Raw genomic sequence first — 18468 nt, forward strand, 5'->3', positions numbered from 1 at the left:
GGCCGCTAAATACACCGGACGTTTCAACCGAGGACCGATCATGAGCACGCCAGCCTATTCAGCCACCCAGGACGTCGGAAACTTCATCGACGGCGCGCCGTCCGCGCTTGCGGCAAACCGAAGGCAGGCGGTCTACAACCCGGCGACCGGTGCCGTGGCGCGACAGGTGGTGTTGTCCTCCGTCGAGGAGGTGAACGACGCGGTCAAGAGCGCGCGTCGCGCCTTCCCGGCCTGGGCCGATATGCCGCCGATCCGCCGCGCCCGCATCATGAACAAGTTCCTAGCGCTGATGAACGAGCACACCGACACGCTGGCGGCGATGATCACCGCCGAGCACGGCAAGGTATTCTCCGATGCCCAGGGCGAGGTCGCGCGCGGCATCGACATCATTGAATTCGCCTGCGGCATTCCGCAGCTCCTGAAGGGCGACTACACCGACCAGGTCTCCACCGGCATCGACAACTGGACCATGCGCCAGCCGCTCGGCGTGGTCGCTGGCATCACCCCGTTCAACTTCCCGGTGATGGTGCCGTGCTGGATGTTCCCGGTGGCGATTGCCGCCGGCAACTGCTTCATCCTGAAGCCGAGCGAACGCGATCCCTCGCCGTCGTTGTTCATGGCGGACCTGCTGATGCAGGCGGGGCTGCCAAAGGGCGTGTTCAACGTGGTGCAGGGCGACAAGGTCGTCGTCGACGCGCTGCTGCAGCATCAGGGCGTCTCCGCCGTCAGCTTCGTCGGCTCGACGCCGATCGCCCACTATGTGCACCAGCAGGGCGCGCAATACGGCAAGCGCGTGCAGGCGCTCGGCGGCGCAAAGAACCACATGGTTGTCATGCCCGACGCCGACCTTAACCAGGCCGTGGATGCGCTGATCGGTGCCGGCTTCGGCTCGGCTGGGGAGCGCTGCATGGCGATCTCGGTCGCCGTGCTGGTCGGCGATGTCGGCGACAAGATCGTCCCGCTGCTTGCCGAGCGGGTCAAGCAGCTGAAGATCCTCAACGGCATGGAAGCAGCGGCGGAAATGGGCCCGGTCGTGACGAAGCAGGCGCTGGAGCGCATCGAAGGCTATATCGGCCTCGGTGTCGAGGAAGGTGCCAAGCTGGTCGTCGACGGTCGCGGCATCAAAGTCGCCGGTCACGAGAACGGCTTCTTCACCGGCGGCACGCTGTTCGACAACGTCACGCCGGAGATGAAGATCTACAAGGAAGAGATTTTTGGGCCGGTGCTGTCCTGCGTCCGCGTCGCCGATTTCGCCGAAGCGTTGCAGCTGATCAACGACCACGAGTTCGGCAACGGCGTGTCCTGCTACACCCGCGACGGCAATGTCGCCCGCGAGTTTTCGCGCCGCGTCCAGGTCGGCATGGTCGGCATCAACGTGCCGATCCCGGTGCCGATGGCCTGGCATGGCTTCGGCGGCTGGAAGCGCAGCCTGTTCGGCGACATGCATGCCTACGGCGAGGAAGGCGTGCGCTTCTACACCAAGCAGAAGTCGATCATGCAGCGCTGGCCGGAAAGCACGGCGCACGGCGCCGAATTCGCGATGCCGACGGCAAAATAGGTCTGCCGATTGATCCGGTGCGAGGCAATTATTCTCGCACCGGATCAAACCGGGACAAAAAGGCTGCCGAGTGGAATCGACGGCTACCGATGCCTAGATGGCGCCACATGGCCGCCAACGTAGGAGCGTGCTCGGCCCGTATAGCCCGCGTCGCGCGGCCAACAACATCTTCGCCGGGGACGGGACGCGCCACCGCATGACCACGCTGGAGTTAGCTCAGCTCTGAGCGCCCGTTTAGCATAGGGCATGGGGTGTATCATTCTATACACTACGGCCCGGCAGGCGATCCAGTTCCAGAGCCGCTCATCCATCGTCTCGCGTTAGCGTTCGCAACGATTTCCTTCAATTGACTGGAAGCAAGTGACGGCATTTCCTTCGCATCCGATTCAACACTTTGAAACAGCGATTCAAAGACGTGCAAGTGCGTTGCAAAGTTCGGTAAACCTGATTCATATCGACATAATTCCGATTCAGATCCCATGATTTCCGTTACTTTTATCATGTAAGGTGAATACCCCTTTGCGATCTTCGCGACGGACGACGATTTTCGAACATGTGCCGCGCCACCAGCCATTGGTTCAGCAGTTGGAGACCATCTCGCTCTGTCGGCGACCTTGTCCAATTCCCAGACATGTCGAAATCAGTTGCCGCGTACGCGATCGCAGTTGCGCATTTACGATTCAAACTCAGAGAATGACGATTCAAATCCCGAAATCTTCGTTTCATCGTTCAATAGCCGCGCTGCAGACATGGCAAAATCCACGCAAGTGAGCTCCGCATTTTGAAACATCTGATTCAAAGCCCGATATTTACGTTGCAAAGTTCGATATCGATGATTCGAGATCAGACAGCGCCGATTCAATGTTAAGTATATGCGTTGCATTCCTTGAATGACGCTTACGCTATTGATCTGTAACGGGGCGACCGCAAGATTTCGCCATGCGCAAGCTCACATACGTTCCCGGAGACTGCTTAGTCAGGCTTTCCCCCGTGTTTGATGTTCGGGGCAACCCGGGGCAAGTTGCGCAAACAGCAACTAAAGTTGCACCAGACGCAGAAGCAGTTGCGCATTTTTGATTCAAAGTTCGAAAATGGCGATTCAAAGCCAGATATCTTCGTTGCAATCCTCGAGTTTTGCGTTGCGGAGTCCGAAATTTCCGATTCAGAATGTGATGTGGGCGAGGCGCCGCGGGAGCGGCGTTCACGCGTTGCCGGGGGACTAGTCGCTTTCTTCCATCGATTGCGATCTCAGAGACGCGACACGGGTTCGCCAAAACGCCCGGCCTCCGATCGTCTTTTCCGCCTGGTCAAACGCTCGTAACGACCCCGGTCCTTCCGACGGTCCGTCCGATTTCTCGAAGGTCGCTCGATATCACCTGATTTTCCGCATTCAGCCAAGGGTTTGATTTCGATCAGCATCGAGGCCTGGTCGAAGGAAAGAATCTCTGCCGGCGCAGATTTGTCGCTTGCTCCGACCAGACGCATACTCGAATGGCTGGAACGTGTGTGCCGCGGGGGCCAGCGTAATGAACATTTTCCGGAGGATTGCTGATGCGTAGACCGATCACGCAACGCCGCGCTGAGCAAGCGGAGCAGCAGCGGGCGTATCGCTTGCAGCAGACTGCGTTGCGCAAACCGTCGCGTGACGATGTGGCGAGGGTGGCGCTCCACCTGATGATCACTGAAGCTCTGCGCACCCCGGATGCTAAATTCGGGTCGTGGTGTGATCACCTCGTTTTGCTCCTGGCAGCCCAGGGTTTCGACCGTGATGCTGCATATCGCCGAATTGACCAACTGGTGGAGCGCTACGCTGACGGCTGGCTAGCACAGCGCAAGCCTCATCTGGCACGGCCGGGCGCGGGTTGACGCCCAGCAGTTGGTGTATTCCCCCGTTACTTCACCCAACGGCGTTGACGTCTGAATCGCCTTCCAGACTGCCGCTCGCAAGGTGCCTGGACTGTTTTCGGGCGGGCCGTGACGCACCTTCCGGAAGCACTTCCCCAGCCGCCGGCTTCATTCGGCCAGTATATCGAGTGGCTGTCGGATCTCCGGCCAGGCGTTGGATGCCGCAATGGGACGCTGGCTGGATGGTTGACCAGATGAGGCCAGCGAGCGGGCGGTCCACAAAATAGGATCTAGATCCTAGACAACCCTTTGGGATCCTGCCAGGTTCGCCCCAGGCAAAGGAGCGCACATGTCACCGTCCAGGTTTCCCCCGAAATATATCGAACGCATCATCGCTCTGCGGCCGGCCCTGCGCCGCCAGGCCACGTTTCTGATCGGTAGACGGACCCAGATCGGTGCCCCTGACGATTACGTACAGGACACGATGATCACTGCGCTGATGAGCGCGGATCGGTATGCCGAGGACAATCTGTCCGGCTGGTTGATGTCCATTCTGAACAGCCACATCCGGAATGCGCGCCGCCGCGCTCACGTCCGCACCTCGGTGCCACTGTCGCCGGTGACTACGGATGACGGCGATGCAGTAACGATCGACCTGCCGGTCGCCGCGCCCCAGGAACTCAGGCTTGACGTCGCCGATGCGTTGGCAGCGCTTTCTACGTTGCGGGTGGTCGATCAAGAGATCATCTATCTCGCGCGGATCGAAGAACTGTCGCATGACGAGATCGCGGCACGGCTCGGATTGCCGATCGGCACCCTGCATGCGCGGTTGTCCCGCGCAACCGCGCGGTTGCGCGCTGCATATGACGCAGAACCGGGCGGGCCGGAGACGCTGGGTTGCGCTCGTTCTCGTCGTGCCGCGTGAGAATGCCATCATGACCATGCAGATTTATCTGGTCGCCGGTCTCAACGGCGGCGGCGGCCGCAGCCTGACCGCTGCGCTGCTCGCGTACGGACTGCACTTACAGGATAGACCGACGATCCTGGTGCGACAGACCTACCATGGCCTTCTCTCGACGATTGAGCCGCTCGAGGCAACGCTACCGGTAACGTGCTGCGAGCTGATGCTGCCAGCCCCCTATGCGCTTCCGTCGGACCTCAGCGCCGGACTGGCGACCATGATCCACAGCGCCGACGCTCGCTTTGTGACTGCGTTGCGCGAGATGGCCATGGCCGAGGTAGGCAAAGACGGACATGTCGTAGTGGATCTATGCTGCAACGAGCGCGCCGCGAATGCCGCCACTATGCGCGATGCGTCAATGGTGCTGATACCGGCGCGCGCGTCGGTTCTAGAAATCGATTGGGCGGTGCGCACCTTCGCGCGGGCCCGCGACGTCCAGCGTTATCGTGATATCGCCGTGCCGACGCTCATCGCAACCATTGTTCCGGACAGCGGGCGTACCCACCAGATAGATGTGCTGGGTCGCATGCTGCGCGACTGCGATCCGCATCGCGAACTCCTGCCGGGTGAGCCGCGGGAGGTGGCAATCGAGGTCCCGTTCCTCGACGAGAGTACCCTGATGACGCTCTTCGACGAACGCTCGATCTGGCAGAATCCGCTTTTGAGCGCTCAATGCCGCGCCTTCGCGACAGCAGCGGCGGTTCGGGCCGATGCGTTCATGCTCATGCTGGCTGAAGATGACGGTGATCTTTGACGTTCAAGCGAACTCCGTCAGCCGCCCGTGGTCTCAACAGCATTGCTTGCCGGATGGGCGTGCCAAGGCAGGCAGCCTTGGTGCCTCCCCCGGTTGACCCGTTCTGACCAACGAAAGACTTCCATGCTGACCAAAATGTTTCCATTTCTCGATCCAGTTCACATCACGCGCGCATTATCAGACCGGCTACAAGCGTTGGCCGAGGATTGCCTCATGCTGGAACATGACCTCACGTTCGTGTCGGTGCGATTGCGCACCGCACCAATGCTTGATTCCTATGTCCCCGTGCTCTCGCCGCTCGGCCTGCATCTCGTCGGCCAGGTCACGCAGCATCCGCTGCTAGGATCGCGCAGAATCGTCACTTCACAGGTCTGGGTTGCCGATCCGGAAGGACACTGGGCTCGGACTCTCTCACGATTCTACCGCCTGGGACGCCCCGCCGATCCCGACGATTGCGATCGCATCCTCGCAACCTCGCCGTTTACGTTCGACGGCTGCGACGAAGCCGGCTGGTCCGGAGACGTCAATTGAACCACGACGACGACGACGGCAATGATGCCTTGAGCCCCCGTGAAGTCGATCCGGACACTGTCGCAAACGGCGCTGCGGCAGATTCAGCCGATAGCGAGTTGGAGCGTCTCAAAGGCCTGCCAAGAATTTTGCGATACGCTATGCTGTCCAGGGAAAACCGCGACGAAGTCGTCGCGCAACGCCTCGTTGCGGAGATCGATGAACTCTACCCTAATCTCCCGCAAAACGCCGTATGGGCTGCCACCCAGGACGCCGAAAGCGGTCGCGCTCTCGCTGCCGAACTCGACCGCCTCGCTGTGATAGCGGACCTGCCGCTTTTGCGCAGCCTGAGTGACTGCGTTCGATTGCTGTCGCTGTCGGTGCCACACGACTTCGAAAGCTTCACAGCCTACCGGCGCGTCACGCGCGCCATGATCCACGCCCTGCATCAGGTTGCCGCACATCTCGAGGATCAGCAGTGCGCGGACCTCGAAGAATTAGTCTACGGTTTTGCCGCGCTGCCCGCCGCGAAAGGGTTGACCGATGGTACTCGCCATTGGCCGGCGATAAGCAGCGCGGTGTACCTGGGCGACCGGTCGGCGCGCCATCGCATCCGCGCCGCAGTCGTCAATGCGACGAACTATATCCGCCGTGACATGGAGACAAATCAGGCGGTCAGGCAATCGCATCAACCGGCCGCAGATTCCACAATGCGCGATCAGCTAACGATCGAGCCGATTGCTGAGCACCATGTGACCGTCGGGCGCATGTCTGAGACCGAGATGAAGGCCCTTAAACTTACAGAGCCGCTGAAACACGTTCTGCGAACTTCGTTGCCGCTCATCCATACACCTCCCCTCGACCGCGTCCGCGCGGCATTGTTCGCCGAATTTCCCTATGCCATCGATGTCATCGATTTCACACTTACAGACCTCGTCAGCCGTCCCACTGTGCGGTTGCGACCGCTGCTGCTCGTCGGCGAACCGGGCAGTGGAAAATCCCGATTCGCCCGCCGGCTAGGCGAGGTTTTGGGCTTGACTATCTGGCGCAATGACGCTGCACAATCAGACGGTAACACCTTTGCCGGCACCGATCGGCGATGGAACACGGCCCAACCATGCCATGCCTTCCTCGCGATTGCCCGGGGCAAAACCGCCAATCCTTTTGTATTGATCGACGAGATCGAAAAGACCAGCACGCGCAATGATTACGGTCGGTTGTGGGATTGTCTGCTTGGCCTGTTGGAGTCCGAAACAAGCGCTTGTTATCCGGATCCTGCATTGCAGATCCCGCTCGATCTAAGCCACGTGAACTACATTGCGACCGCCAACACAATTGATCCACTTCCCCTTCCGCTCCTCGACCGCTTCAGGATCATTGCGTTTCCAAAACCGACAATCCGGGATCTTGATGCGCTGTTGCCTGTGATGATCAGAGGTCTTGCCGCCGATCGCGGCATTGATAACCGCTGGATCACTCCGCTCGATGCCCATGAACTCGCCAGCGTCACTGCCGCGTGGCCCGGTGGATCCGTGCGTCATCTGCGACGTATTCTTGAGATTATCATTCAGACCCGCGATCGAATGGCGTCCAAGCATTGAAGTCTATTTCGCAACACGTCGACAAGAACTCTGGCCCGAAGCTGCCACCCAGGGAATTGCCATCCTGGTTAGATACTCGAGATGTTGCATTATCCGATCCGGAGCGCTGCAAACCGTCACGGCTCTTCAAAAACGCTTCAAGGAACGGACTTCGCTTCAGTGGATGAGCAGCAAGACGGCAGACGCAGGGCCTTCGATCTAGCTAGAAAGCAACAACAAATCATCCATGGCAGTGCCCCCACACCGCCATTGAATCAATCACCCAACCATCGCGCAACAAATTTAATGGGTCCTGAGCCTGGCCGGTGACCGGCTGGCCCGATCTAGTGAACGCGAACTCGGACACTTGAAAAGCCGCGCAGCACGTTATTGATGGCGGGAACGGTCGCGCCGATCTCGAATCGCTCGACCTTTGGTACCAGCGCTGCCAGCACCGAGTGAATTTCCAGCCGCGCCAGATGCATGCCCGCGCAGGTGTGGACACCGTGGCCGTAGCCCACGTGGTCGTTGACCTTGCGGCGGACATCGAACGCTTCCGGGGCCTCCCATTTACGTTCGTCGCGATTGGCGGAGGCATAGAACAGCGCGACGCGCGACCCCGCCGGAATGCGGACGTCCTCAATGTCGTGATCGGCGGTCAACTGGCGTGTAAAGCCGCGGATCGGCGACTCCAGGCGCACGGCCTCATTGAGAGCGTTAGGAATCAGAGCCGGGTCGGCGCGGACCAGATCCCATTGTTCCGGAAACCTGCCGAACAGCCAGATGATGTTCGCCATGGCGAAGATGGTCGTGTCGAGGGCGGGACCGAGGTAATCGCGCATCAGCACCGGACAGCGTGACTCCGGAAAAAGACCGCGGTCGCTGGCATCGTAGATTTTGGAAATCCAGCTCCCCGGGCGAATCTTGTCGCGGGTTGCCTCGTTGATCACGTAGCTGCGCATTTCGCGGATGCTGTCCTGCGCAGCGGCACAACGATCGTTCGCGGCGCCGAGCATGTCGAAGGTCGCGGCAGCCCATTTCAGCATGTTCTGGCGGCCCTGCTCGGGCAGGCCGACGAGCTCGGATACGATATTGACCGGGATATGCTGGGCCAGATCGGTGACCGCATCGAAGTCTCGTTGCGCCACCAGCCGCTCGACCAGCGCGCCGGCCATTTCCTCGATCCGCGGGCGGATCAGCGCCAGCTGGCTTGGCAGCATCGGCGCGCCGATCACCTGCCGCATCGCGGTGTGGTCGGGTGGATCGCTGGCGATTGTGGTGCCCTTCGAGCCCTGGTTGGCCGCCTCGTTGGCGGCAACGCCTTCGGCAGAGGAGAACACCTTATGGGCGCGCAGGGATTCTCGCACGTCCTTGTAGCGCGCGATGGCATAGAGGTCGTTGCGGGGCAGCCAGACCACGGGACCGGCGTCCCGCAGCGCCTTGTAATGCGGGTAGGGCTCGGCCAGCACCTCATCGCTGTATAGATCGACGTCATAAGACGGAATCGCAGCGCCCATCGCGTCTTCTCCTCCCGGCATTATTCTTGATTTTGGCGCGGCATAGGGATCGATGCCGCGCCGTTTGTTATTCGGCAATCACGGGGTTACGCAGCACGCCGATCCCGGAGACTTCGACCTCGACGGTGTCGCCCGGCTTCATGAAAAGCGGTGGATTGCGCTTGAGGCCGACGCCTCCTGGCGTGCCGGTGACGATGACGTCACCCGGAAGCAGCGGCAGCATCGTCGAACAATAGGCAATCAGTTCGGGAATGCTGGTGATCAGCTTGTCTGTCGTCGTGCTCTGCACGGTCTGACCGTTCAGCCGGGTTTCCAGCGTCAGCGTGGTCGGGTCGGGGATTTCGTCCGACGTAACCAGCCAGGGACCGAAGGCGCCGGTGCCAGCGAAGGTCTTTCCCGCCAGGAACTGGGTGGTGTGGCGCTGCCAGTCGCGGATGCTACCTTCATTGTAGCAGGAATAGCCCGCGATATGGCTGAGCGCGTCGGCTTCCGAGATGTGCCGGCCGGCCTTGCCGATCACCACGGCGACCTCGCCCTCATAGTCGAACTGTTCGGAGACGGTCGGCTTGACCATGGGTTGCAAATGCCCGACCTGGCTGCCGGCGAAGCGCGCGAACAGCGACGGCTTCTCCGTCACGGCCCTGCCGACTTCGGCTACGTGATCGCGATAGTTCATCCCAACGCAGATGATCTTGTCGGGGTCCGGGATGACAGGCGCAAGCTGGATTTTTCGAGCGAAAAATCCGCCTGCTCGGATGCGGCAAGCCTGGCGGCGTCCGCGAGTGCGTTGCCGGCCAGCAGTTGACGCAGCGTCGCGAAGCCGCGTTCGCTCAGTCGCCGGCCGAGGTCGACGACGCCTTTTTCCTTCACGACGCCGTAGGAGGAGCGGCCGTTTTCGACGAACGAGACGAGCTTCATGGGACTTCCTTTTGATATTCCGTTTCGAGGTGGAGAGTTGCCAAGAGCCGCAACTAGGACACCGGGCAGGGGCGGAAACGAGTGCTCCCAGCAGTGTCGGGAGGTCGGCTTGATCGCGGACAAATCCGAGCACGTAGCGATCTGGTCGCACCAGAACGAGTCCGGCGTTGTTCTGCGACAGCCAGTCTTGCAGCGCCGGTACGGCATCGTCGACGAGGACGATGTCGGCATCGGCAATCTGGCGTCGCACATCGTCCGACAGCGCGGCGGAAACGGCGGGAGTTGCCAGCAGCGCAAACCGGTAGCCGATGCGCGCATCCAGTCGCGTGCCGTCGGCGAGTACGGGTTGCGGAGCAAGCTGTCCGGTCATCTCGCTTCGGCCTGCGCTCAGGCCGGCGCCCAGAAACGGCTTTGTCGATTCCATCCGCGGTGCGCCGTCGGCGTTGCGTTGGCCATTGGGCAACCCGGCCTCGATGGCCTTGGTGTTGATGACGCCGCCCAGCCTGATCGCCAGCTCGATATACTCTTGCACGTGCGGCGCGCGCTCGCTCTGATAGCTGTCGAGCAGCGCGTCGTTATCATCGCCCTTGACCACGCGTGCCAGCTTCCAGGCGAGGTTCGCCGCGTCGCGAATGCCGGCGCACATGCCCTGGCCGAGAAAGGGCGGCGTCTGATGTGCGGAGTCGCCGGCCAGCAGCAGGCGTCCTCCGCGCCAGCGCTCGGCGATCACCGAATGGAATGTGTAGACCGCCGCGCGCTCAAGCTCGGCATCGTCCGGCGTGATCCATTTCTGCAGCAGGTCCCACACCCGGGCCGGCGTGGTCATGGCCTGAGAATCCTCGTTGTCCCGCAGGGTGATTTCCCATCGACGGCGATTGCCGGTGCCACGCACATAGGTGGCCGGCCGCGCCGGATCGCAATGTTGCAGGCTGTAGTCGCCGAGATCGGGGCGCGGTCGCGTCAGCAGTGCGTCGATCACCAGCCATCGCTCGTGGAAGCCCAGGTCGAGCATGCCGGACCCGATCAGCCGGCGCACCAGCGAGCGTGCACCATCGCAGCCGACCACATACTTGGCGCGACAGCGCGACAGGCGCCCGTTGGCGAGGTCCTCGAAGCGGACCGTGACGCCGTCCGCGTCGCAATCCAGCGCGAAGACGTCGCAGCGGCTGCGGACGGTCACGCTCGGCCACCTGGCCAGGCCGGCGCGCAACACCCGCTCCAGGTCGGGTTGGTGGAAGCGATAACTCGGGTGCCAGCCCATTGCCGAGATGTGGGCGGGGCGCGACCAGTCGAGGATCATTTTGCCGTTTGCATCGACGAAATGCATGCCGGGCGACAGAATGACGTCGCGGGCGATCTGGTCGCTGAGACCGATCGTCTCGAACACCCGCATGACCTCGTCGTCGAAGTGGACCGCGCGGGGCAGGTGGTAGGCGTCGGCCTCGCGCTCGAGGACAAGCGTGCGGATGCCGCAAAGGCCGAGCAGGTTTGCCAGCGTCGAACCGACCGGGCCCAGCCCGACGATGACGATGACGATGTCGGTGTTGGCGTCAGATGCTGCAGGATTGTTGTGTACCATGCGTCATCTGTTTCGCAGCTACCGCGGCCGTTCAACCTCATCGCCACATTTGTCCGCGCAGCGGACAGCGTGATCGGCCGACTGCTCGTCATGCTCGATGCGGCGATGGGTGTCGTGCTGCAAGCCCCGGCGGAGCCGACAGGGGCTGGCCGAGCGCAGAGCTCGGCAAGAGTCCGCCACGCGGACAAACTACGCAATTGGTTATTTTTATCGAGGGTTGTCGTTTAGCGGTAGCAGTGGAAACGCCGAGCACAGGCGCAAAACACAACGCTTCGAGGAGGACTCCGTGACGTCTCATTTCGACAGGTTTTCGTTTGTGATGGCGCTTGGGCTCGTGATCTGCCCGATCGGTGCAAAAGCCGACGTCAACATCGGCGTGCTGGTGTCGTCGACCGGCCCCGCTGCCACGATAGGCAATGCGGAAAAGAATGGCGCAGGTTTTGGTCCCGCCGAAATCGCCGGGCAGAAGGTCAATTACATCGCAGTCGATGAAGCCTCGGATACGACGGCGGCCGTGACCGGGATGCGCAAGCTGATCCAGGAATCCAATATCGACATTTTGATCGGGCCGACCACCACTCCGGGCTCGTTTGCGATCATCGATACGGCGGCCGAAGCCAAGGTCCCGATGATCACTCTGGCGCCGACCAATGCGTTGGTGTCTCCCGTCGACGCGAAGCGGCGCTGGGTGTTCAAGACCACGCCGAACGATGAGCACGAAGCCACGCCGCTGTTCGAGAATATGAAGAAGTCCGGCGTCAAGCGCCTTGCGGTGATCGGCTTTGCGGATCCGTATGGCGAAGCCTGGAGCAAGGTTGCTGCCGAGCTTTCCAAGAACGCCGGCATCGAGATCGTGGCTGATGAAAAATATGCCCGTACCGATACCAGCGTGGTCGGCCAGGTCCTGAAGATCGTCGCGGCCAAGCCGGACGCCGTATTGATCGCGGCGTCTGCAGCGCCTGCGGCATTGCCGGTGCTGCAATTGCGCGAGAAGGGCTATCGCGGCGCGCTATACGGCACGCTGGGGGCGACCTTCGGCGATTTCCGCAAGCTGACGGGGACAAAGAGCGAAGGCATCTTCGTGCCGCTGAGCCCGACCATAGGTGCGGAATCGTTCCCCGACAGCTATCCCGCCAAGAAGGCGGCCCTGGAGTTCATCGCCAAATACGAAGGCAAGTATGGCGTCGACACCCGGAATATCTTTGCCGGGTCGGCCTATGACGCGGTGATCCTGGTCGAGCGGGCCGTTCCCGCCGCGATCAAGGCCGGCAAGCCCGGCACCGCGGAATTCCGCGAGGGATTGCGGACAGCGATCGAAAACCTGAAGGGCGTCATGGGATCGCGCGGCGAATACAACATGAGCCCGACCTATCATACCGGGCTCGAGCAGAGCTCGCTGCTGCTCGGCAAACTCGATAAGGGCAAGTGGGTGCTGGTCCAGTAACCGTCATTACGTTCTCCACGACACCGCCTCCGGCATCGGCCGATGGCGGTGTCGTGCCTGCCGCGGCTTCGCCCCGCCGCTGATGACCAATTGTGAATCGCATCGCCCATGAATTTCGACATTGCCCTGATGCTCGCCCAGGACGGGATCGTGAACGGTGCGATCTATGCCTTGCTGGCATTGTCAACCGTGCTCGTGTTCCAGATCACGCGGGTGATTTTCATTCCGTCCGGAACATTCGTGGCGTTCGCCGCGCTGACGCTGGCTGCACTGCAGGCTGGCAAATGCCCGGCGACGGTCTGGCTGCTGGTCGGAGGCGGCCTTGCCGTTGCCGCGCTCGATATCTATCAGCGGCAGTGGCGCACGTGCGGCGATCTCGCTGCCATCCTGTTCTGGAATGTCGGATATCCGCTCGCGCTGGCGGCGCTGCTGCAGGTGGTGAAGACCGACGACTGGCCGGTCCTGGCGCAGGGTGCCTTGTGTTGCCTGATCCTGGTGCCGCTGGGACCGGTGATGTATCGCCTTGTCTACGCGCCGGTCGTAGCTGCCAGCGTTCTCGTGCTGCTGATCGTCTCCATCGCCGTTGACGTTGCGCTGGTCAGCTTCGGCCTGCTGGTGTTCGGGTCGGACGGCATGCGGGCGCCGTCGATGATCGACGTTGACTTTGCGCTCGGACCGTTGACCATCACCGGCCAGTCGCTGGTCATTCTCGGAACCTCCGTCGCGCTGATCGCAGGTCTCTACGTCTTCTTCGAACATACGCTCGAGGGCAAGGCGCTGCGCGCCACCGCCGTCAACCGCGTCGGCGCCCGGCTGATGGGCATCGCCACCGGGAAATCCGGCAAGCGCGCCTTTGCACTGGCGGTGTTCATCGCGGTCTGCGCCGGGCTGCTCGCCGCGCCGACCACGACGATCTATTACGACACCGGATTTCTGATCGGACTGCGCGGCCTGGTTGGCGCCATTTTCGGCGGGCTCGCGAGCTATCCGCTGGCGGCCTTGGGCGCGATCCTCCTTGGCCTGATCGAGTCCGTGTCCGCTTTCGAGGCATCCTCCTTCAAGGAGGTCATCGTCTTCTCGCTGCTGATTCCGGTGCTGCTCGCCCGAACGCTGCTGACCGATGATCCGGGGCACGAAGAAGAATGATTCATCCGCGCATCCTGGTCCTCGTTTTCGTTGCCGTTGTGGGCGTCGCCCCTTCGTGCTGTCGCCATTCTCGGTGACGATCCTCAACTATATCGGTCTGTATTCGCTGGCGACGCTCGGCCTTGTGCTGCTCACCGGCGTCGGCGGCCTCACTTCGTTCGGCCAGGCGGCGTTTGCAGGCCTCGGTGCCTACTCCACGGCTTGGTTGACCGCCGCCTATGGCCTGTCGCCGTGGCTGACCCTGGTGATCGGCCTGCTGTTCACGCTTGGCGTCGGTTCGATCATCGGCTTCGCGACGCTGAAACTATCCGGGCATTATCTGCCGCTCGCGACCATCGCCTGGGCGGTCAGCCTGTATTTCATGTTCGGAAATCTGCAGACGCTGGGTGGCCACACCGGCATGGGCGGTTTGCCTCCCGTCACCATCGGGACATTCGCACTGAGCGACAATTCGGCGTTCTACTATCTGATCTGGGTCGCGGTGCTGGGCGCGCTGTGGCTGTCGAGCAACCTGCTGGATTCCCGCCCGGGCCGCGCCATGCGCGCGCTCAAGGGCGGCATCGATGTGGCCGAGGCGATGGGCGTCAACACCCAGCGCAGCAAGCTGATCGCGTTCCTGATTGCAGCCGGTCTCGCCAGCGTGTCGGGCTGGCTCTATGCCCACATGCAGCGCTTCGTGAATCCGACGCCGTTCGGCCTGCAGATCGGAATCGAATACCTGTTCATGGCCGTGCTCGGCGGCGCCGGCCATATCTGGGGCGCGGTGCTGGGTGCTGGCGTCGTCACCTTGCTCAAGCAAAAACTGCAGGACGTGCTGCCGCACCTCGCCGGCAGCCAGGGCAATCTCGAGGGCATCGCCTTCGGGCTGATTATGGTGCTGGTGCTGCAGCGCGCCAAGGATGGCCTGTGGCCGTGGATCGCCCGCGTCGCGGTCAAGCGGCAACCCCGCGCAATCGATGCGACCGCGGCCGACCTGCCGACGCGCGAGAAGGTCGATACGCGCGCGCCGCTGCTGCAGGTCGACGGCGTCAGCAAGCGCTTCGGCGGCCTGACCGCCGTTCGCGACATGAGTCTCGATATCTCCCGCGGCGAGATCCTTGGCCTGCTCGGTCCGAACGGCGCCGGCAAGAGCACGATGTTCAATCTGATTGCCGGCAGCCTGGGCATCAGCGGCGGCACCGTGACCTTCAACGGAGAACGGATCGACGGACTGCGGCCGCCGGCCATCGCCCGGCGCGGCATCAGCCGGACGTTCCAGCATGTTCGGCTGCTGCCGGACATGACCGTGCTCGACAACGTTGCCCTCGGCGCGCATCTGCGCGCATCGCAAGGCGTGCTGGTGTCGGCGCTGCACGCCGAACGGGGACGCGAAGAGATGCTGATGAAGGAGGCGGCACGCCAGATCGCGCGCGTCGGCCTCGGCGCGCATATCAACGATCTCGCCGGTTCGCTGTCGCTCGGTCAGCAGCGCATTCTCGAAATCGCCCGTGCGCTCGCCGCCGATCCGCTGCTGCTGCTGCTCGATGAGCCGGCCGCCGGCCTGCGGCTGAAGGAGAAGGAGGCGCTGTCCGATCTGCTCAAGAGCCTGCGCAGCGAAGGCCTCGCCATCCTGCTGGTCGAGCACGACATGGATTTCGTGATGAACCTCGTGGACCGCCTCGTGGTCATGAGTTTTGGCGAGAAGATCGCCGCGGGGACGCCTGTGGAGGTGCAGCAGAACGAGCGCGTCATCGAAGCCTATCTCGGGAGTGTCGCATGAACGTCCCCCTCCTGCAGGTCCGCGATCTCAGCGTATCCTACGGCCAGATCGAGGCCGTGCGCGCGGTCTCGCTCAGCGTGGATGCCGGCGCCATTGTCACGGTGATCGGGCCGAACGGCGCGGGGAAGACGACGCTGCTGTCCACCATCATGGGTCTGCTGCCGCGCCAGTCCGGCCAGATCAGCTTCCGCGGCCAGCCGGATGCCGGCGAACATGTGGAGTGGCTGGTCGCCGAGGGTATGTCGCTGGTGCCGGAAACCCGGCAGTTGTTCACCACCATGAGCGTGCAGGACAATCTGCTGCTCGGGCATTATCCGCGGCGGGCCGCGCGCGGCGATCTCGCCGCCTCGTTCGATCGGGTCTATGGCATCTTTCCCCGGCTCAAGGAACGCCGGTCGCAATTGGCAAAGACGCTATCGGGCGGCGAACGCCAGATGCTGGCGCTCGGCCGCGCGCTGATGTCGCAACCCAAACTGCTGCTGCTGGACGAGCCCAGCCTTGGCCTGGCGCCGCTGATCGTGCGCGAGATTTTCCGTGTCATCGCCGACCTCAGACGCACCGGCGTCGGCATCCTGCTGGTGGAGCAGAACGCACGCGCGGCGCTCCAGGTCGCGGACTACGGATACGTCATGGAGACCGGCGAAATTTCCTTCGAGGGGCCGGCCGCGGCGCTGGCCGACAATCCGCGCATCGTCGCATCCTATCTGGGCGCCGGCCGTGCCGTTGCGCCCAAGACCGCTTGATTTTCGTCGGTCATCCGAACAATGCCGGCTGCTTCTCGGAAGCCGCGAGAGGACTCTCTTCGTTGCACGGGGTGCTAGATGCTGACCGGAATGGCGGCGGCCGTCTCCTGCATCGGCTGCGCGAACTGCGCTATGGCTTCCTCCAGCTTGAGGGCGGCGCTGATCCAGATCACGGAAATGCAGCCGAGCACCAGGTCGTCGCGGACGATCGGCACCGCGATGCTTGAGGTCTTGATGTTGAATTCGCCTTCGCTGCGCACTGCGTAACCGCGCTCCGCCGTCTCCGCCATCATGCGTTCGAAACGTCCTGGCTCCAGATAGGGGCCGTCGGCGGGATCGTCGATCCGCCGCAGGTGCTTGACGATCACGTCACGCTCGGACCCGGGACATGACGCCAGGTAGGCGCGGCCGGCGGAGGTGCGCAGCATCGGCAGCCGCCGCCCGATCATGGCCCGATCGATCGAGAGCGGACTGCGCGCATGGGTCGTCTCCTGGATCACCATCGCCGCATTCTCATAAGTCGACAGGTCCATCGGCCAGATCAGCCGCTTGCTGAGGTCGCTGATGAAGGGCGCCGCCGCCTGGCAAATGACCACGCTGGGGTCGTAGCCGTCGCCCAGGTTGCTGGCGCGGCGGGTCACCCGGAACCGTTCGTCGGACGAACTGCGGGCGATGTAGCCGAGCTCTTCCAGCGTCTCCAGCAGCCGATAGACGGTCGGTCGCGCCAGTTGAAGCCGCTGAGCGACTTCGCCGGCACGAATGCCGCCGGAGCGATTGACCTCCTGCAGCACGTCGAGCCCGCGCTTGAAGGCGCGAACGCCTTCCGTTCTTCTGGCTTTCTGGTCAGGCATCATCATCTCTGCTTAGGGCGGCGCGCCGCGTCATCGCAGCTCGAATCCGCAACATTAGCCGGAATCTGCGATAAAATATCGGAGTGAGCATGCCAGCGGCAATCGCATCGTCCGCTTACCGGACACATTGCGCGAGCCGATTGCCGGGCGTCGTCCGTCCCGTATTCTGCAAACAGGCGCGATGCGCTTTCGCGCCGCAACAACAGATCGCCGATTACGGAGGCTCCGATGGAACTCAAATCCCTGGGATATATCGGAATTCAATCTGCCAAACTTGACGACTGGAGCAATCTGGCGACGCGGCTGCTGGGTATGCAGGAAGTCGACCGCGGCGGTAAGTTGCGTGCGTTCCGCATGGACGACCGCAAGCAGCGTCTCGTGGTGGATGGCGATCACGACAACGGTCTCGGTTTCCTTGGTTGGGAAGTCGACCACAAATCCGATCTGCAATCGATCGCGGCGCGTTTCGAGTCCCACGGCACAGCGGTGACCGCGGGCAGCCGCGCGCTGGCCGACGCGCGCCACGTCGCCGAGCTGATCTCCTTCGCCGATCCCGGCGGCAACCGGATCGAGATCTTCTGGAAGCCCGAACTCGCCAGCGAACCGTTCGTCCCCGGACGCCCGATCAGCGGATTTCGGACCGGGCCGCTCGGCATGGGCCATGCGGTGCTCAATGTCGACGATATCGAGCCGATGCTCGCCTTCTACCGCGATCTGCTCGGATTCCATGTCAGCGATTACGGGCTGACACCGTACAAGCTGTATTTCTTCCATCTCAACGGACGCCACCACAGCTTTGCCATGGTGGAATCCGGCAAGCGCAGCATGCATCATTTCATGGTCGAACTCGGCAGCCTGGATGACGTCGGCCAAGGCTACGATCTCGCCCAGCTGGACGAGGGCCGCGTTGCCTACACGCTTGGACGCCACACCAACGACCACGTCACCTCGTTCTATTCCCACACGCCGTCCGGCTTTTTCATCGAATACGGCTGGGGCGGACGGGTGATCGATCCGGAGACGTGGCAACCCCACGAAACCTTCGACGGCCCGAGCCTCTGGGGCCACGAGCGACTTTATATGCCGGAGGATATGCGTGGCAGGTTGCGCAACATGCGACTCGACGCTGCCGCCCGAGGCGTCCAAGTGCCGGATCCGTCGGTGCCGCCGCTCAATTGTCCCTGGCTGGATTCGGTGATCGCGCGCGAGTGATCGCGGCGCCGTCGGGTTGCCCGATCGCGCGTTGCAAGACCGTCCGGTTTCGACTGAACATCCGCAGGACGGATGAACGTGGCTGCGTGCG

13 protein-coding genes and 2 pseudogenes are annotated in these 18468 nt (G+C 62.4%); 11 read left to right on the plus strand and 4 right to left on the minus strand.

All coding sequences use genetic code 11. The annotated features are described in order from the left end of the window. Nucleotides 1-40: 40 nt before the first annotated feature. The 6 genes from ONR75_RS08835 to ONR75_RS08860 all read left to right on the plus strand — a co-directional run bounded on the left by ONR75_RS08835 (nt 41) and on the right by ONR75_RS08860 (nt 7229). Entirely contained in the window at nt 41-1558 is a 1518-nt protein-coding gene (locus tag ONR75_RS08835; RefSeq protein ID WP_265082257.1) for a CoA-acylating methylmalonate-semialdehyde dehydrogenase, read from the plus strand. Nucleotides 1559-3109: 1551 nt separating this feature from the next. Continuing rightward, nucleotides 3110-3424: a hypothetical protein gene (locus ONR75_RS08840; RefSeq protein WP_265082258.1), complete on the plus strand. Its 315-nt coding sequence runs from the start codon at nt 3110-3112 to the stop codon at nt 3422-3424. A gap of 328 nt (nt 3425-3752) precedes the next feature. Continuing rightward, the gene (locus ONR75_RS08845; protein WP_265082259.1) at nt 3753-4328 is read left to right on the plus strand and encodes an RNA polymerase sigma factor; all 576 of its coding nucleotides are present in this window, start codon (nt 3753-3755) and stop codon (nt 4326-4328) included. A 10-nt stretch (nt 4329-4338) separates the two neighbouring features. Further along, nucleotides 4339-5118, plus strand: a complete 780-nt coding sequence (locus ONR75_RS08850) for a hypothetical protein (protein ID WP_265082260.1) — start codon at nt 4339-4341, stop codon at nt 5116-5118. 123 nt (nt 5119-5241) lie between these two features. Beyond that, nucleotides 5242-5649: a DUF6634 family protein gene (locus ONR75_RS08855; protein ID WP_265082261.1), complete on the plus strand. Its 408-nt coding sequence runs from the start codon at nt 5242-5244 to the stop codon at nt 5647-5649. Beyond that, entirely contained in the window at nt 5646-7229 is a 1584-nt protein-coding gene (locus tag ONR75_RS08860) for an AAA family ATPase (protein WP_265082262.1), read from the plus strand. Before ONR75_RS08855 ends, ONR75_RS08860 begins: the two co-directional genes overlap by 4 nt. Before the next feature lie 323 nt (nt 7230-7552). Here the strand turns inward: ONR75_RS08860 and ONR75_RS08865 are convergent, their stop codons facing one another. From ONR75_RS08865 to ONR75_RS08875, 3 genes and pseudogenes are all read right to left on the minus strand, one after another. Continuing rightward, complete coding sequence (locus ONR75_RS08865) at nt 7553-8725, minus strand: cytochrome P450 (protein WP_265082263.1); 1173 nt, start codon at nt 8723-8725, stop codon at nt 7553-7555. A 67-nt stretch (nt 8726-8792) separates the two neighbouring features. Beyond that, nucleotides 8793-9643, minus strand: a pseudogene (locus tag ONR75_RS08870) (fumarylacetoacetate hydrolase family protein). A 79-nt stretch (nt 9644-9722) separates the two neighbouring features. Further along, a pseudogene (locus tag ONR75_RS08875) lies at nt 9723-11222 on the minus strand (bifunctional 3-(3-hydroxy-phenyl)propionate/3-hydroxycinnamic acid hydroxylase); the annotation flags it as partial. 286 nt (nt 11223-11508) lie between these two features. On the opposite strand from ONR75_RS08875, the gene ONR75_RS08880 reads away from it, so the two are divergent. The 4 genes from ONR75_RS08880 (at nt 11509) to ONR75_RS08895 (ending at nt 16314) form a co-directional block, all read left to right on the plus strand. Continuing rightward, the gene (locus ONR75_RS08880) at nt 11509-12666 is read left to right on the plus strand and encodes an ABC transporter substrate-binding protein (protein WP_265082264.1); all 1158 of its coding nucleotides are present in this window, start codon (nt 11509-11511) and stop codon (nt 12664-12666) included. A 108-nt stretch (nt 12667-12774) separates the two neighbouring features. Next, nucleotides 12775-13812, plus strand: coding sequence for a branched-chain amino acid ABC transporter permease (locus tag ONR75_RS08885; RefSeq protein WP_265082265.1), 1038 nt, complete (start codon nt 12775-12777; stop codon nt 13810-13812). Between the two features lie 55 nt (nt 13813-13867). Continuing rightward, nucleotides 13868-15571 (plus strand): ABC transporter permease subunit, encoded by a 1704-nt coding sequence (locus ONR75_RS08890; protein WP_265082266.1) that lies wholly within the window; start codon nt 13868-13870, stop codon nt 15569-15571. Beyond that, nucleotides 15568-16314: an ABC transporter ATP-binding protein gene (locus ONR75_RS08895; protein WP_265082267.1), complete on the plus strand. Its 747-nt coding sequence runs from the start codon at nt 15568-15570 to the stop codon at nt 16312-16314. Before ONR75_RS08890 ends, ONR75_RS08895 begins: the two co-directional genes overlap by 4 nt. Nucleotides 16315-16388: 74 nt before the next feature. Here ONR75_RS08895 and ONR75_RS08900 read toward each other — a convergent pair whose 3' ends face one another. Continuing rightward, nucleotides 16389-17165, minus strand: a complete 777-nt coding sequence (locus ONR75_RS08900) for a DNA-binding transcriptional regulator (RefSeq protein ID WP_265082268.1) — start codon at nt 17163-17165, stop codon at nt 16389-16391. A gap of 228 nt (nt 17166-17393) precedes the next feature. On the opposite strand from ONR75_RS08900, the gene ONR75_RS08905 reads away from it, so the two are divergent. After that, entirely contained in the window at nt 17394-18377 is a 984-nt protein-coding gene (locus ONR75_RS08905; protein ID WP_265082269.1) for a VOC family protein, read from the plus strand. Nucleotides 18378-18468: the final 91 nt, after the last annotated feature.

Source organism: Rhodopseudomonas sp. P2A-2r (assembly GCF_026015985.1).
Taxonomy (GTDB): domain Bacteria; phylum Pseudomonadota; class Alphaproteobacteria; order Rhizobiales; family Xanthobacteraceae; genus Tardiphaga.